The sequence below is a fragment of the Herbaspirillum sp. meg3 genome (assembly GCF_002257565.1).
GTDB lineage: Bacteria > Pseudomonadota > Gammaproteobacteria > Burkholderiales > Burkholderiaceae_D > Herbaspirillum.
Genome location: NZ_CP022736.1, coordinates 2,219,371 through 2,234,678, shown reverse-complemented (window position 1 = coordinate 2,234,678; position 15,308 = coordinate 2,219,371). Strand labels below are relative to the sequence as shown.

Below are 15,308 nucleotides of genomic sequence, written 5' to 3'. Positions count from 1 at the left end.
AAAAGATTTACTGAATGCCCTGGCTGGCCAGATAGTCTTCGTAGCTGCCCTGGAAGTCGATGATCTCGTTTTCCTTCACTTCCAGAACGCGCGTCGCCAGCGACGAAACGAATTCACGGTCGTGCGACACGAAGATCAGTGTGCCGGCATATTTTTCAAGTGCGATATTGAGCGATTCGATCGACTCCATATCCATGTGGTTGGTCGGCTCATCCATCAGCAGGACGTTGTGACGGCCCAGCATCAGCTTGCCATACATCATGCGGCCCTTTTCACCACCGGACAGCACTTTGACGGATTTTTTGACGTCGTCACCGGAGAACAGCAGACGGCCGAGAATCGAGCGCACTGCCTGATCGTCGTCGCCTTCTTGCGTCCATTGGCCCATCCAGTCGGTCAAGGTCTCACCTTTGGCGAACTCTTCGGTCGGATCTTGCGGCATGTAACCGACATTGGCGTTTTCCGCCCACTTGACCAAACCGCTGTCGGGCTGCAGGCCGGCGATGTCACCGCCGATACTGCGCAACAGCGTGGTCTTACCGACACCATTGGCACCGATGATGGCGATGCGCTCTCCGGCTTCAACCATGATGCTGAAGTTCTTGAATATCGGACGGTCGTAGGTCTTGCTGATGCTTTGTGTTTCCACCGCCAGACGATGCAGCTTCTTCTCGCCGTCGAAACGGACGAAAGGATTGGCGCGGCTCGATGGCTTGATATCTTCGACCTTGATCTTGTCGATCTGCTTGGCGCGCGATGTCGCCTGGCGCGCCTTGGATTTGTTGGCCGAGAAGCGGCGCACAAAATCTTGCAGTTCGGCGACTTTTTCCTTGGCCTTGGCATTGACCGACAGTTGCTGCGCACGCGCTTGCGAAGACGCCAGCATGTATTCGTCGTAGTTGCCCGGATAAACCTTCAGCGTGCCGTAGTCCATGTCGGCCATGTGCGTACAGACCTGGTTCAGGAAGTGGCGATCATGGGAAATGATGATCATGGTGGAGTTACGCTCATTGAGCATGTCTTCCAGCCAGCGAATGGTGTTGATGTCGAGGTTATTGGTCGGTTCGTCGAGCAGCAGGATGTCCGGATTCGAGAACAATGCCTGCGCCAGCAAAACGCGCAGCTTCCAGCCCGGGGCGACATTGCTCATCGGGCCCTGATGCTGTTCGATTGCAACGCCCACGCCCAGCAGCAGTTCACCGGCACGTGCTTCGGCCGTGTAGCCATCGTATTCGGCAAACTTGGCTTCCAGATCGGCGGCCTTCATGTAGTCGTCGTCAGTGGCTTCCGGATTGGCGTAAATCGCATCGCGCTCAGCCATCGCGGCCCACATCTCGGTATGGCCCATCATCACGACATCCAGCACGCGCATTTCTTCGTAGGCAAACTGATCCTGGCGCAGCTTACCCAGACGTTCATTGGTATCCAGGCTGACATTGCCTGCCGATGGTTCGAGATCGCCGCCGAGGATTTTCATGAACGTCGACTTGCCGCAACCGTTGGCGCCGATCAGGCCATAGCGATTGCCGTCGCCGAACTTGACGGAAATGTTTTCAAACAGCGGCTTCGGGCCGAACTGCATCGTGATGTTTGCTGTGGATAACACTGAAAAAAACCTTTACGTATGGAAATTGCCTGAAGCCAGGTGTAAACGCGTGATTTTACCATTGTGAGCCCAGTCCCGCGTGACTCTGCCTCACCGGCGTGCAGCGAGGAAATGGTTTTTGAATTATTTGCGCGCAACCCGGCTCTAAGAGTTTCGGTAACAAATGAACAACAAACGGACAATCTATGATCATGAAGACAACACGCTCGCCGGCAAAAAGCATGCGTCATGCTCTTGCCGCAACACTTCTGGCCTGCGGCACACTGGCGGCAACCGGTGCCAGCTGGGCGGCCTACAACATCTGGACCAACGAATACACCTTCGCACGCGCCGACCTGCAAAACACCATTGCCACCCAATTTCCGCGCAAGCTGCGCTATATGGAAATGTTCGACGTCAATCTGACCAATCCGCGCCTGAGTCTGAACGAAAAGACCAATCGGCTGATTACCACCGTCGATGCGCAGATCGACAACAAACTGCTGATGAACAAACCCGTCACCGGCACACTGTCGATGAGCAGCGCGCTCAAGTACGACCCCGCAGCGCGCGCCGTCAAACTCGACGCGCCCGCAGTGGAAAAAGTCGATATCGCCGGCGTCCCGGCACAATATGCGCCGCAATTGAACGCCATCGGCAATGCCGCTGCGGAACAGGTATTAAAGGATTATCCGGTCTACACCTTCAAGCCGGAACAACTGGAAATGAACGGAAAGCGCTTCGAGCCCGGAACCATCACTGTCCTCAGCGACGGCGTGAAGGTGGAAATCAAACCCCAGTAAACGCGGCAAGCTCAATGCGCTTGGCTAACGCCAATCCAAATGACTAGGTGGCCGGCAAGGTCGGATAATCGCTGAGCGTCAGCGTAAAGCCGCCTTCGTCCGCCTGCAGCTCGGCATGACCGCCCACCGGCAGCGTCACGCGGTCAGGAATATGCCCGAACGGCAGCCCCGTCACCAGCGGCGCCGACAGGTGTTGGCGCGCGTAGGCCAGCATCTGTTCGAAGTTGTAGCCGTTGTCATAGTCTGACAGACGGTAATTGGAGAAATCCCCCAGCAAGACCGCTTTTTGACGCGCCAGCACGCCTGCATGCTCCAGTTGCAGCAGCATGCGCTCAATGCGGTAAGGATGTTCGTTGACGTCTTCGATAAACAGTATGCCGCCGTCGACTTGCGGAAAATACGGCGTCCCCAGCAAGTGCACGATCATCGCCAGATTGCCTCCCCACAGCATGCCTGACGCCTTGAGCGTTGGGTTGCCGGCAGATACAGCCTTGATGGTCTGGGTCGGCTGCGTCATGGTGCGCCAGAAACTGTTCATCGTCATCGCGCTCGGCGTCTCGGTGCCGAAATCGCTGCACAGCATTGGGCCGGCAAAGCCAGGCGCGCCCGTCTGCGCCAGCAAGGCCAGATGCAAGGCCGTGATGTCGCTGTAGCCGATAAAAAATTTGCCGCTGGCAGCCAGCGCGCGATAGTTCAATGCAGGGAGGATGCGCGACACGCCATAGGCGCCGCGCAAGGCCATGACGATCTGCACTTCCGGATCCGCAGCCGCTTGCTGAATATGTGCAGCACGGCCGATATCGGTAGCGCCGAAACGCTGATGCCGCGCCGAATGATCATAGTAACTTTTGACTGTGCATCCCTGCGCTTCCAGCAAGGCGATACCACGCTCGACTGCGGCTTCGTCGGGCGCATAACCGCCCGGGGCGACGATGGCGACACAGGTGCCTGGCGGGATGCGGATATCAGAAGGAAGCATGGGTTCAGTCACGGTCTCAGTCATAGCATCAGTCACTAATTCAGTCATTGAGTTCTTCATCGGTTAACTGTGCATGGGCGATTGCCTGGCGCTGCAATCGTTCCTGCTTCAAGCGTTCGCGCCGCTCTGCAAAAAAAGCCTTGAGCAATTGACCGCACGCGTCGGCCATGACGCCGCCGACCAACTCCGTGTGGTGATTCAGCTGTTCCTGTTCGAACAGATTGACGACCGAACCGCCGGCGCCGGTCTTCGGATCGGCGGCGCCGTACACGACGCGCGCCAGCCGCGCATGCATCATGGCTCCGGCACACATGATGCACGGCTCCAGCGTGACGTACAACTCGCAACCGGGCAACCGGTAGTTGCCCAGCTTCTCTGCTGCCGCGCGCAGTGCCATGATCTCGGCGTGCGCGGTGGGATCATGCTTGCCGATGGGCTGGTTGAAACCGGTCGCGATGACTTCACCGTCCTTCACCACCACAGCACCTACCGGCACCTCACCCAGATCCCAGGCGTTTTGCGCTTGCGACAAAGCCAGGCGCATGTGCTGTAGTTCAATGGCGTCGCTCATGGTCTGCATCGCTATCCGGTCAGTCTGCAGTCACTTCGGCCCAACAATTGGGCGTCTCGTGCAGCACCAGCTTTTGCAGATGCAGGCCAGTGCCATAAGCGTCTTTATAGGCCGCATTGAGGATATCGAATGCGGTACGCGCCAGGTTCTCCACCGTAGGAATGCGATCGATCACGACTGTTTTGTGGTCCGGCAGACTGGCCAGGAAATCGCGTACCGGCTTGTCTTTTTCATACACCAGAAAAGCGTGGTCCCAGACATCGACCAGATGCTGTTTGGCCAAGGTCTTGATGTCGGAGAAATCCATGATCATGCCGTTGTCGGAACTACCCTCGACTTCGATGACCTTGCCGACCAGCGTGATTTCCAGCGTATAGCGATGACCGTGCAAGTTACGGCACTGGCTCTTGTGGTCGGGGATGCGATGGCCGGCATCGAATTCGAGTTTACGGGTAATGGTCAGCATGAATGCTCTACAGTGTTAAAAACGGAGTCAGATTGTAAACAAACGCGTAAGGCGGCAGTGTCGCCATTAGTTATAGCGGCTATTCGCGGCGATAACAGATATTCGTTTGCAGTACAGCAGTGTAAGTCAATGCCAATGGCAATAGCGCGATCAGGGAATCTGCAGCAGCTTGTGCGTCTGGATGCTCAACTTCCACTTGGGATTATTTTTCACCAGTTCGATCGCCAGCTTGGTGTTGCGTGCGGCGTCAGGGCCATCCATGGGCTGCAGCAGGAAATGTTCGAAGTCCAGCTTTTCATAGTCGGACAACACCTGCGCCTGCTGAGGAATCACCACCTTGAGTTCGCTACCCTTGAACACCTTCAGCTCGGAACCCATTTTTGGACTCACGCAGATCCAGTCAACGCCTGGCGGGACCGGGATCGTGCCGTTGGTTTCAATCGCGATCTCAAACCCGACCGCGTGCATGCTGGCAATCAGCGCTTCATCCAATTGCAGCAAAGGCTCGCCGCCGGTGAAAACAACGTACTTGCTGGCGGCATAAGTCTCCGGCCAGAGATCATTGATGGTCTCTGCCAGCGCATCGCTGGTCTTGAACTTGCCGCCACCTTCGCCGTCGGTCCCGACAAAGTCGGTATCGCAGAACTGGCAGATCGCCTTGCTGCGGTCTTCCTCGCGGCCGGTCCACAGGTTGCAGCCGCTGAAACGGCAAAACACCGCCGGGCGACCGGCGTGCGTCCCCTCGCCTTGCAAGGTATAGAAAATTTCTTTGATGCTGTAAGTCACAATGATAGGAAGCGCTGGCGGCGTGGGTGCCGCGGGTTTCGGAGTTTGCCTGAGCGGCAGGCACGGAGCGTGCTGCTCCGGTTTTCCGTAAAGCGGCATTATAGCCTGTCCGGCGTGCAAGCCGCTCGGAAAGGCGCATGGCGTTGCCGCGCGCCCTCTCTGCGCCAAACAACAACACTTCATGACAACATTCTCTATAACGGCAGAAAAATATCACTATAATCAGTAAATACTTATTTAATAATGCAGTTTTTCTGCCGCTATGCAAAACTTCTGCACAATAGAACTGTTCAGCAACAATCAATGGACTGATGCCGCCACCATCAGCCTGACGGGCGATGCCTCGCTTGGCACGCTCGCGCCTACCTCCAGCGGATATGGCCTGGAATATGCTGTGACCTGGTCATCCCGACGTGATGCGCACGCACTTTGCAGCGGCTTTCCCGTGTCATTCTCGGGCTTCGATCTGCCACATTGGCCGGTTTTCCTGATCGACATGCTGCCGCAGGGCTATGGCCGGCAAGAATTGCTGCGACGGCTGGACATGCCAGAGACGACTGAGGCAGCAGGCGACTGGCCGCTATTACTCGCCGGGGCAGGCAATCCGATCGGCAATCTGCGGGTCAAGGAAGCGGCGCAATGGCTGCAACAACCAGACGGCTCCTTGCATGGTTTCACCGACGACGATGTCGCCACACGCGCCGACGACTTCACCGAATATCTTGCACAACATGGCTTGTTCGTCGCAGGTTCGTCCGGTGTACAAGGCGAATGGCCAAAGATCTTGCTCACGCGCGCCGACGATGGCCTGCTTTACCTCGACCACGCACTGCCGGATGAACGCGCGAGGGAGCATTACATCGTCAAATTCGGACGTGGCCCCAATGAGCGACTGGCGCAAATCTTGCGACAAGAAGCGCCTTACATGGACATTGCCCGCCATCTCGGCCTGCGCGTACATGCAAAGCTGCGGATGCTGGATCGGGCGCTATTCATCCCCCGCTTTGATCGTATTGCCGCCAACGGCAAGGTACTGCGCCTGGCGCAAGAAAGCCTGGCGACGCTCACCGACAAACCTCGTTTCGGCCAAGTGCCGACGCATGATGAGGCTTGCCTGAAATTAGGCGAAGTGGCTACGGATCCGTTGGCAGAGGTGTGCGAATACCTGCGTCGCGATGTCGCCAACATCGCGCTGGCCAACAAGGATAATCACGCACGCAATACCGCCATTGCACGCGATGAAGCCGGCCATATCGGCCTGACGCCGTTATTCGATTTTGCACCGATGTATCTGCATCCGGACGGCATCTCGCGCCGCATACGCTGGTCGCAGCACGACAACGGCAGCCCGGACTGGCAAGCCGTCATCGATATGGTGGCGGAGCAAACCGGCTTGCCGCGCGTGCCTCTGCTGGAGACCTTGCAAGCCATGGCCACACCACTGCAGGAGGTCGCCGATCATGGCGAAGATTTTGGCCTGGAAACCGATGTACTGAGCTATCTGCAGCAACATTTGCGCACGCACGCAAAACGCCTGCAAGCCTTGCGCTAAAAGATCGCACTGGACTGTCGAGACAATATTATGGATAAACGTTTTAATCCCATCCCGATACAAGAACAGGTACACCTGCGCAAACAGGCTGTCGACGAAGTGCTCGCCCATCCTGAATGGAGTCTGGGCGAAGCGACACGTCACTTGCGCACGACCATGCGCCTCACCATCAAGGAAATGGCTAAAGTCACGGGTCTGTCGGAACGTACGCTGCGCGATATCGAAAGTGGCCGTTCCAGCGGCACCATTGCCACCGCAGAAAAACTGCTGGGACTGGTCGGCCTGCGGCTATCGATCAGCCGGAAATAAAAACAGGAAATAGACCGGAAGGTGCGGCAATCATCACTTCGCAGCCACACCAAGCAACAGCTTGACCAGCATGCCAGCCGTATCGATCAAACGCTCCCTGCTCTGATACACCCGCTCCATCACGACCAACCCGCGCGTGAACGTGGTGATCAGACGCGCTGCTTCGGCCGGCGAAGTCATTAATTGCGCTGTATCTCCAGGGCGCGACAAGCGCTCCAGCAAAGCCTCCTCCAGCCTGTCGATCAGCTTTTGCAAAACCTGGCGTATCGGCTCTTCGATCACTTCACTGCTTAATGCGGTCTTGCTGGTCAGGCAGCCTCTGGTCGGTTCTCCCGCCGTCATCGAATCGATGACGAATGCAAAAAAAGCCGTCAATGCCGTCGACATGTTCTGCTGATCCAGCGTCTTGACGACGCTCTCCATGAAGCGTTCCATGTACAGATCAAAGACTTTCAGGAACAAGGCATCCTTGCCTTGATAGGCGTGGTATAGCGATCCGCGCTGCACACCGGTGACTGCCGCCAGCTCTTGCATGGTGGTTTCGGCATAGCCTTTTTTCCAGAACAGACCCATGGCCTTGTCCAAGACTGCTTCTTCATCAAATTGCCGAACGCCGGCCATGCCTTGCTCCCCTGTTGTTTCCATCGAACGATGACTGTAGATCATCATTGACATCCATGTCAATGATGACTAGGATTACTCATTATTGACACAAATGTCAAAAATAGAAGTGCGGCCTCATCGCCATTTTTATCGTAAGAGCTTGCCTGATAGGAACATCCCCATGTCTGCCGACACGACACTTTCGCCACTCCCGGGCTCAGACCGCAATGCCGTCTGGCGCCACATCCTAGCGGGCCTGTGTGCCAGCCTGGTCAGCATCGGTCTGGCGCGTTTTGCTTATACGCCCTTGATTCCACCGCTGATCCAGGCGCACTGGTTTTCAGCGGCGGATATCGTCTATCTGGGCGCCGCGAATCTGGCCGGCTACTTGTTGGGTGCACTGCTGGGTCGCCCCATTGCGCGCCGACTGTCCAACGTGACCACGTTGCGACTGATGATGGTGCTGGTGACACTCGCCTTCCTGGCCTGCGCCATGCCACTGTCGGTGAGCTGGTTCTTCGGCTGGCGGCTGGTGTCGGGTATTGCCGGCGGTGCCATCATGGTGCTGGTAGCGGCAACGATCTTGCCGCACGTCCCGGCTGAGCGCAGAGGATCCGCCAGCGGTGCCATTTTCCTGGGACTGGGCTTGGGCATTGCCGGCTCTGGCACGCTGGTTCCGCTGCTGTTGAATCTAGGTCTGTGGCAGACCTGGTTCGGCCTTGGCCTTGTGTCGGCAGTGCTGACAGCAGTCAGCTGGTTCTGGTGGCCATCGTCAGCGCCTGCGCCAACGGCCCATGCCGTGCATGGATCCGTCCTGGGCGAAAAAGCGGTTTCCGGCACCGGCCTGCTCTATCTCCAATACGCCTTGATGGCGGTCGGCCTGGTGCCGGCGATGGTGTTCTTCGTGGATTTCATTGCACGCGGCCTCGGTGCCGGCGCGCATCTGGGTTCGCTATTCTGGATTCTGTATGGTGTCGGCGCGATCTTCGGACCACCAGTGTATGGCTTCCTCGCCGATCGCATCGGCGCGCGTCCGACGATGCGCTATGTACTGTTGACGCAACTGCTGGCCGTCGTGGGCATCTGTGTGACGGACAATCATTGGTGCATCGCTGCATTGACCTTGCTGATTGGCGCCTTCCCTCCCGGCGTCGTCCCGCTGATGTTGGCCCGTGTGCGCGAAACAGTCATTGGGCATGCCGAACAACAGAACCTTACCTGGGGCCGTGCCACCACAGCATTCGCCGCGTTTCAGGCGATTGCGGGCTATAGTTATTCGGCGATATTCAATGCGACGGGAGGCAATCATCGACTGCTCTTTCTCATTGGTGCTGCAGCGATCGCCATTGCCTTGATGGCAGATTTCGGTTCGCAGCTAGTCACCCGGCAACAGAAAACTGTCTGACCACAGCCGCTATAAACACATACGCTGATCATCCAACAATCGTCGGCGATCAGGCACTCAGTGTCCAAGTACGCAGCACCTCGTGGCGGGATAGTCCAATGTGACTTTTGACGAGCGCGAATTCGGCAATCTGAAAGCCAACGGAATCGATGGCAATACGCTCCACACGGTGGCGCGGATCGTAGCCAAGAGTCATATGTGGTTCGTAGGTGCGCGGCGGCCTGAAACCCTGCTCGGCCAACGCCCAGCCAAGTGCAGTTCGCAGCTCACGCACACCATTGAGTCCGTCGCCTCCGAGCAGCACGAACGGCCCGCTGGGCGCGGAAAATGTCATGGCAGCACTAAAACGGGCATCGATAGCAGGAAAGCAAATCGCATCGGCTGCACGGCATGCCGCCTCCACCACCCGCTCGTTGCTGTCGTGCCCAACCAGCTCCAGAGTGATATGGAGCCGTTCCGGCCCGACACGTTTGCCGGTGACGCCATGCAACGCCAGGAGTTTTTCAGCAAACGCATCCAGACTCGCCGCATCAGCGAGCGCAGGACGCAACGCGAAGAACCAGGTGTGCTGAGGTGGCGCGACGGATGGGCGGCTCCGAGGCTGACGCTGGCGCGTTGCAGCTACAGGTGGGGGCACCTCTCCAAACAGATCCAATTCAGCCATGATTCACAACCTTAGCTAACGGCAGCCGCGGCATTGGCGCGCGCCTTGTGCAATTTCTTGTAGCTGTCGATCAGGCGGTGGTGTCTGTCGAGACCTTCCAGCTTCATGCTCGTTGGCGTCAGTCCGAAGAAGCGCACACTGCCGTCGACAGAACCGATTACGGCGTCCATCCGTGCATCGCCAAACATCCGGCGGAAGTTGACCACATAGTCGTCCAGCTCCAGACCGTCATCGAGCGTGACCTCCAGCACCACACTCAAGGCCTGATAAAACAATTTGCGCTCGACCGTATTGTCGTTGTACTGCAAGAAAGCGCCCACCTGATCTTGCGCATCCTCGAATTGCTGCAAGGCCAAATTGATCAGCAGCTTCAACTCCAGCACGGTCAGTTGGCCCCACTCCGTATTTTCGTCAAATTCAATGCCAATCAGAGTGGCAATATCGGAATACTCATCCAGCTCGCTGTTTTCCAGACGCTCAAGCAGCGCCTCCAGCGCAGCATCGTCCAGACGATGCAAATTCAACACATCCTCGCGGAACAACAATGCTTTGTTGGTGTTATCCCAGACCAAATCCTCCACCGGATAAACTTCCGAATAACCGGGCACCAGAATCCGGCAGGCTATTGCGCCCAGTTGGTCGTACACCGCTACGTACGCCTCTTTGCCCATCTCTTTGAGAATACCGAACAAAGTCGCCGCTTCCTCGGCATTGGAATTCTCACCCTGAGCGGTAAAGTCCCATTCGACAAACTCGACATTCGCTTTGGCGCTGAAAAAGCGCCACGACACAATGCCGCTGGAATCAATGAAGTGCTCGACAAAGTTGTTTGGCTCCGTCACCGCATTGCTTTCAAAGGTCGGCGGAGGCAAATCGTTCAGGCCTTCAAAACTGCGCCCTTGAAGCAATTCCGTGAGACTGCGCTCCAGCGCAACTTCGAAGCTTGGATGCGCGCCAAAGGAAGCAAAAACGCCACCTGTGCGCGGGTTCATCAACGTGACGCACATCACTGGATAAGTCCCGCCCAAAGATGCATCCTTCACCAACACCGGAAATCCCTGCTCTTCCAGGCCTTGAATCCCAGCCAGAATGCCGGGGTATTTCGCCAGCACTTCCTGCGGTACATCAGGCAAGGTGATTTCACCTTCCAGGATTTCGCGCTTGACCGCCCGCTCAAAAATCTCGGACAGACATTGCACCTGCGCTTCTGCCAGCGTGTTGCCGGCACTCATGCCATTGCTGACGAACAGGTTTTCGATCAGGTTGGACGGGAAATACACCACCTCGCCATCCGACTGACGCACGTACGGCAACGAACAGATGCCTCGCTTGACGTTGCCGGAGTTGGTGTCGATCAGATGCGAACCGCGCAGCTCGCCATCCGGGTTGTAGATTTCCAGGCAGTAGTCATCCAGGATCTCTTTCGGCAACGCATCCTTGCGGCCGGGCTTGAACCAGCGCTCGTTCGGATAATGGACAAATTCCGCCTCGGCGATGTCTTCACCCCAGAACGCACCGGCGTAGAAATGGTTATTGTTGAGGCGCTCGATGTACTCGCCCAAGGCCGACGCCAGCGCGCTTTCCTTGGTTGCGCCCTTGCCGTTGGTAAAACACATCGGCGAGTGCGCATCACGGATGTGCAAGGACCATACGTTAGGAATGATATTGCGCCACGACGCGATTTCAATCTTGATGCCCAGGTCCGCCAACATGCCCGACATATTGGCGATGGTCTGTTCCAGCGGCAGATCCTTGCCCAGAATGAAGGTGCTGGCGTCAGCGTCCGGCTTCAACGTCAGCAGAGACTGCGCATCGGCATCGAGGTTCTCGACTTCTTCGATGATGAAGTCCGGGCCTTCCTGCACCACCTTCTTCACGGTACAGCGCTCGATGGAGCGCAAGATGCCGCGACGGTCACTCTCTTCGATATCCGCGGGCAACTCCACCTGGATCTTGAAGATCTGCTTGTAACGGTTTTCCGGATCGACAATATTGTTTTGCGAAAGGCGGATATTTTCGGTCGAGATATTGCGCGTGTTGCAGTACAACTTCACGAAGTAAGCCGCGCACAAGGCCGACGAAGCCAGAAAATAGTCAAAGGGACCGGGCGCGGAGCCATCGCCCTTGTAGCGGATAGGCTGGTCGGCGATGACCGTGAAGTCGTCAAACTTGGCTTCAAGGCGCAGCTTATCGAGAAAGTTGACTTTAATTTCCATGGGGGAATTCCAAAAGTGATGCTGAAAATGATGTCGCCGCTATTATCCGCCACCGATGCGGTACCCAGAATACAAAGCCCTGTAAAAACAGGGCTTTGATAGTCAACCACGCAGCGAATAAAGCGAGCAAATAATGCGTTCTTACGAAAACATTATTCCCACTCAATCGTTGCAGGCGGCTTACCGGAAATGTCGTAGACCACACGGTTGATGCCGCGCACTTCATTGATGATGCGGTTCGACACACGGCCCAGCAACTCATGCGGCAGATGTGCCCAGTGTGCGGTCATGAAGTCCTGCGTCTGTACGGCGCGCAAGGCCACCACGTATTCGTAGGTACGGCCATCACCCATCACGCCGACTGACTTGACCGGCAGGAAAACGGCAAACGCCTGGCTGGTCTTTTCGTACCAGCTTTGGCCGTCGGCTTCCTTGGTGTTGCGCAGTTCTTCGATGAAGATCGCGTCCGCACGGCGCAGCAGGTCGGCAAATTCTTTCTTCACTTCGCCGAGGATACGCACACCCAGACCTGGGCCCGGGAATGGATGACGATAAACCATTTCGTGCGGCAAACCAAGCGCCACACCCAGTTCGCGCACTTCATCCTTGAACAGCTCGCGCAGCGGCTCGAGCAGCTTCAGGTTCAGCGTCTCTGGCAGGCCGCCCACATTATGGTGGCTCTTGATGGTGTGCGCGCCCTTCTTGCCCTTGCCGGCGCTTTCGATGACGTCAGGGTAAATTGTGCCCTGCGCCAGCCATTTGGCGTTCTTCAGCTTGCCGGATTCGGCCTGGAAGACTTCCACAAATTCGCGTCCGATGATCTTGCGCTTGGCTTCCGGGTCGGTGACGCCGGCCAGGTGTCCCATGAACTGATCGGTTGCGTCAACGTGGATGACCTTGACGCCGAGATTCTTGCCGAACATCTCCATGACCATCTTACCTTCGTCGAGGCGCAACAGGCCATGGTCGACGAATACGCAAGTCAGTTGATCGCCGATGGCGCGATGGATCAGCGCTGCCGCCACACTGCTGTCAACGCCGCCGGACAGGCCGAGAATGACTTCATCGGTGCCGACTTGCTGGCGAATCGATTCGACCGCTTCGGCGATATAGTCGGGCATGTTCCAGTCTGATTTACAGCCGCAGATGTCATGCACAAAACGGCCCAGCAATGCCTTGCCTTGCACGGTGTGGGTGACTTCGGGGTGGAACTGCACGGCGTAGAAGCGACGGTCTTCGTCGGCCATGCCGGCAACCGGGCAATTGCCGGTCGAGGCCATCAGCTTGAAGCCGTGCGGCATTTCATTGACCTTATCGCCATGGCTCATCCAGACCTTCAACATGCCATGGCCTTCGGCTGTAGTGAAGTCGGCGATATCTTTGAGCAGTGCGGTGTGGCCGTGTGCGCGCACTTCGGCGTAACCGAATTCGCGCAGCTTGCCGTTTTCGACCTTGCCGCCCAATTGCTCAGCCATGGTCTGCATGCCATAGCAGATACCCAATACCGGCACACCCAATTCAAACACTGCGAATGGCGCGCGTGGCGTGTCGCCTTCAGTCACGCTGTTTGGACCGCCGGAGAGAATCACGCCGGAAGCGCCATAGTTGCGGACGAATTCGTCGCTCACGTCATAAGGAAAGACTTCGGAAAACACGCCGGCTTCGCGTACGCGACGCGCGATCAGCTGAGTGACCTGGGAACCGAAATCAATGATCAGAATTTTTGAGTGCATGGCTGTGGAGGTAGGCAAGTTTGAAAGTTTTCAGCGGCAAAAATAAGTCAAAAGGCCGCGGCCAAAACTAAGTGGCGCGGCCTTTTGTCACTATCGTCACCTTGCTTAGTCGGCGCGGTAGTTAGGGGCTTCCTTGGTGATCTGCACATCGTGGACATGCGACTCACGCATCCCCGCCGAGGTGATCTCGACGAACTCGGCTTTTTCGCGGAATTCATCGATTGTGGCGCAACCGCAGTAACCCATGGAAGAACGCACGCCGCCGACCAGTTGATACAGAATCGCCAGCACGCTGCCCTTGTAGGCAACACGGCCTTCGATACCTTCGGGCACCAGCTTTTCAGCGTTGTTTTCGCCGTCCTGGAAGTAGCGGTCGGCGGAACCATCGGTCATCGCGCCGACGCTGCCCATGCCGCGATACGACTTGTAGCTGCGGCCCTGGAACAGAATCACTTCGCCCGGTGCTTCTTCAGTACCGGCAAACATGCTGCCCATCATGACGGTGGAAGCACCCGCAGCCAGCGCCTTGGAAACGTCACCCGAGAAGCGGATGCCGCCGTCAGCGATGACCGGTACGCCGGTGCCTTCGAGTGCTTTTGCCACGTTGGCGATAGCCGAGATTTGCGGCACGCCGACGCCTGCAACAATACGCGTGGTGCAGATCGAGCCTGGGCCGATACCGACCTTGACCGCATCCGCACCGTGTTCGACCAGCGCCTTGGCAGCCGCGCCGGTGGCGATGTTGCCGCCGATGACGTCAACGTGCGGGAAGCGTGTCTTGACCCATTTGACGCGATTCAATACGCCTGCCGAGTGACCGTGGGCGGTATCGACGACCAGCACGTCCACACCTGCCGCGACCAGCAACTCGATACGCTCGTCGTTGTCCGGACCGACACCGACCGCAGCGCCGACGCGCAGCTTGCCTTGACTGTCTTTGCTGGCGAATGGATGGGCTGTCGACTTTTGGATATCTTTAACAGTGATCAGGCCGCGCAACTCGAAGTTGTCGTTGATGACCATCACGCGCTCAAGGCGGTGTTTGTTCATCAGGCGCTTGGCTTCTTCCGGATCGGCACCGTCTTTGACGTAAACCAGCTTGTCGCGGGGCGTCATCTTGGCGCGCACTTCTGCGTCGAGATCTTCTTCAAAACGCAGATCGCGGTTGGTAATCACACCAACCAGGGCGCTGCCCTCAACGACAGGGAAGCCGCTGATGCCGTGCAATTCGGACAATGCGATGACTTCGCGGATCTTCATGGTCGGCGGGATCGTGATCGGATCGCGCACCACACCGGACTCAAAACGCTTGACCTTGGATACTTCGCGCGCTTGCTCTTTCGGCGTCAGGTTCTTGTGAACAATGCCGATACCGCCTTCTTGCGCGATGGCAATTGCCAGGCGTGCTTCAGTCACGGTGTCCATTGCCGCAGAGATAAGCGGAATGTTCAGGCGAATGTTGCGTGTCAGACGCGTGGCAAGGGAAGTATCTTTAGGGAGGATGTCCGAATAAGCCGGGACGAGGAGCACATCATCGAATGTGAGTGCTTTTTGGAGAAGACGCATAGCATTTCCTATAGGCGCAAAAGCGAATTATACAGAAAACTTTTGCGCTCGTCGCGGAGACCTTGATTTT

At 57.0% G+C, this 15,308-nt stretch carries 14 protein-coding genes; 4 read left to right on the top strand and 10 right to left on the bottom strand.

The features are described 5' to 3' along the window. Positions 1-7 precede the first annotated feature (7 nt). Positions 8-1,606, bottom strand: a complete 1,599-nt coding sequence (locus hmeg3_RS10140) for an ABC-F family ATPase (protein ID WP_094563613.1) — start codon at positions 1,604-1,606, stop codon at positions 8-10. Positions 1,607-1,791: 185 nt separating this feature from the next. On the opposite strand from hmeg3_RS10140, the gene hmeg3_RS10135 reads away from it, so the two are divergent. Beyond that, on the top strand, positions 1,792-2,388 hold the full coding sequence (locus hmeg3_RS10135; protein ID WP_094563612.1) for a DUF1439 domain-containing protein: 597 nt from the start codon (positions 1,792-1,794) through the stop codon (positions 2,386-2,388). Positions 2,389-2,431: 43 nt separating this feature from the next. Here hmeg3_RS10135 and ldcA read toward each other — a convergent pair whose 3' ends face one another. The 4 genes from ldcA to queE all read right to left on the bottom strand — a co-directional run bounded on the left by ldcA (position 2,432) and on the right by queE (position 5,190). Next, positions 2,432-3,367 (bottom strand): muramoyltetrapeptide carboxypeptidase, encoded by a 936-nt coding sequence (gene ldcA / locus hmeg3_RS10130; protein WP_198361818.1) that lies wholly within the window; start codon positions 3,365-3,367, stop codon positions 2,432-2,434. 40 nt (positions 3,368-3,407) lie between these two features. Continuing rightward, positions 3,408-3,938 carry a tRNA adenosine(34) deaminase TadA gene (gene tadA / locus hmeg3_RS10125; protein ID WP_198361817.1) on the bottom strand — a complete coding sequence of 177 codons (531 nt, stop codon included), beginning with the start codon at positions 3,936-3,938 and terminating at the stop codon, positions 3,408-3,410. A 19-nt stretch (positions 3,939-3,957) separates the two neighbouring features. Then, a complete protein-coding gene (queD, locus tag hmeg3_RS10120) occupies positions 3,958-4,404 on the bottom strand; it encodes a 6-carboxytetrahydropterin synthase QueD (RefSeq protein WP_094563610.1) in 447 nt (148 codons plus the stop codon). Between the two features lie 150 nt (positions 4,405-4,554). Continuing rightward, positions 4,555-5,190, bottom strand: coding sequence for a 7-carboxy-7-deazaguanine synthase (queE, locus tag hmeg3_RS10115; RefSeq protein WP_094563609.1), 636 nt, complete (start codon positions 5,188-5,190; stop codon positions 4,555-4,557). 262 nt (positions 5,191-5,452) lie between these two features. On the opposite strand from queE, the gene hmeg3_RS10110 reads away from it, so the two are divergent. Together hmeg3_RS10110 and hmeg3_RS10105 are read left to right on the top strand one after the other, a co-directional pair. Beyond that, on the top strand, positions 5,453-6,742 hold the full coding sequence (locus tag hmeg3_RS10110; RefSeq protein WP_094563608.1) for a type II toxin-antitoxin system HipA family toxin: 1,290 nt from the start codon (positions 5,453-5,455) through the stop codon (positions 6,740-6,742). A gap of 30 nt (positions 6,743-6,772) precedes the next feature. Beyond that, on the top strand, positions 6,773-7,051 hold the full coding sequence (locus hmeg3_RS10105) for a helix-turn-helix domain-containing protein (RefSeq protein ID WP_157739243.1): 279 nt from the start codon (positions 6,773-6,775) through the stop codon (positions 7,049-7,051). A gap of 33 nt (positions 7,052-7,084) precedes the next feature. On the opposite strand, the gene hmeg3_RS10100 is transcribed toward hmeg3_RS10105, so the two are convergent. Continuing rightward, entirely contained in the window at positions 7,085-7,720 is a 636-nt protein-coding gene (locus tag hmeg3_RS10100; protein WP_232511943.1) for a TetR/AcrR family transcriptional regulator, read from the bottom strand. 115 nt (positions 7,721-7,835) lie between these two features. Between hmeg3_RS10100 and hmeg3_RS10095 the strand changes: the two genes are divergently transcribed. Further along, positions 7,836-9,059 (top strand): YbfB/YjiJ family MFS transporter, encoded by a 1,224-nt coding sequence (locus hmeg3_RS10095; protein WP_094563607.1) that lies wholly within the window; start codon positions 7,836-7,838, stop codon positions 9,057-9,059. A gap of 49 nt (positions 9,060-9,108) precedes the next feature. Here the strand turns inward: hmeg3_RS10095 and hmeg3_RS10090 are convergent, their stop codons facing one another. The 4 genes from hmeg3_RS10090 to guaB all read right to left on the bottom strand — a co-directional run bounded on the left by hmeg3_RS10090 (position 9,109) and on the right by guaB (position 15,238). Beyond that, positions 9,109-9,723, bottom strand: coding sequence for a 2'-5' RNA ligase family protein (locus hmeg3_RS10090; RefSeq protein ID WP_094563606.1), 615 nt, complete (start codon positions 9,721-9,723; stop codon positions 9,109-9,111). A gap of 11 nt (positions 9,724-9,734) precedes the next feature. Beyond that, entirely contained in the window at positions 9,735-11,939 is a 2,205-nt protein-coding gene (locus hmeg3_RS10085) for an OsmC domain/YcaO domain-containing protein (RefSeq protein WP_094563605.1), read from the bottom strand. A gap of 152 nt (positions 11,940-12,091) precedes the next feature. Further along, positions 12,092-13,672, bottom strand: coding sequence for a glutamine-hydrolyzing GMP synthase (gene guaA / locus hmeg3_RS10080; protein WP_094563604.1), 1,581 nt, complete (start codon positions 13,670-13,672; stop codon positions 12,092-12,094). A 105-nt stretch (positions 13,673-13,777) separates the two neighbouring features. Continuing rightward, on the bottom strand, positions 13,778-15,238 hold the full coding sequence (gene guaB / locus hmeg3_RS10075; protein ID WP_094563603.1) for an IMP dehydrogenase: 1,461 nt from the start codon (positions 15,236-15,238) through the stop codon (positions 13,778-13,780). Positions 15,239-15,308 lie beyond the last annotated feature (70 nt).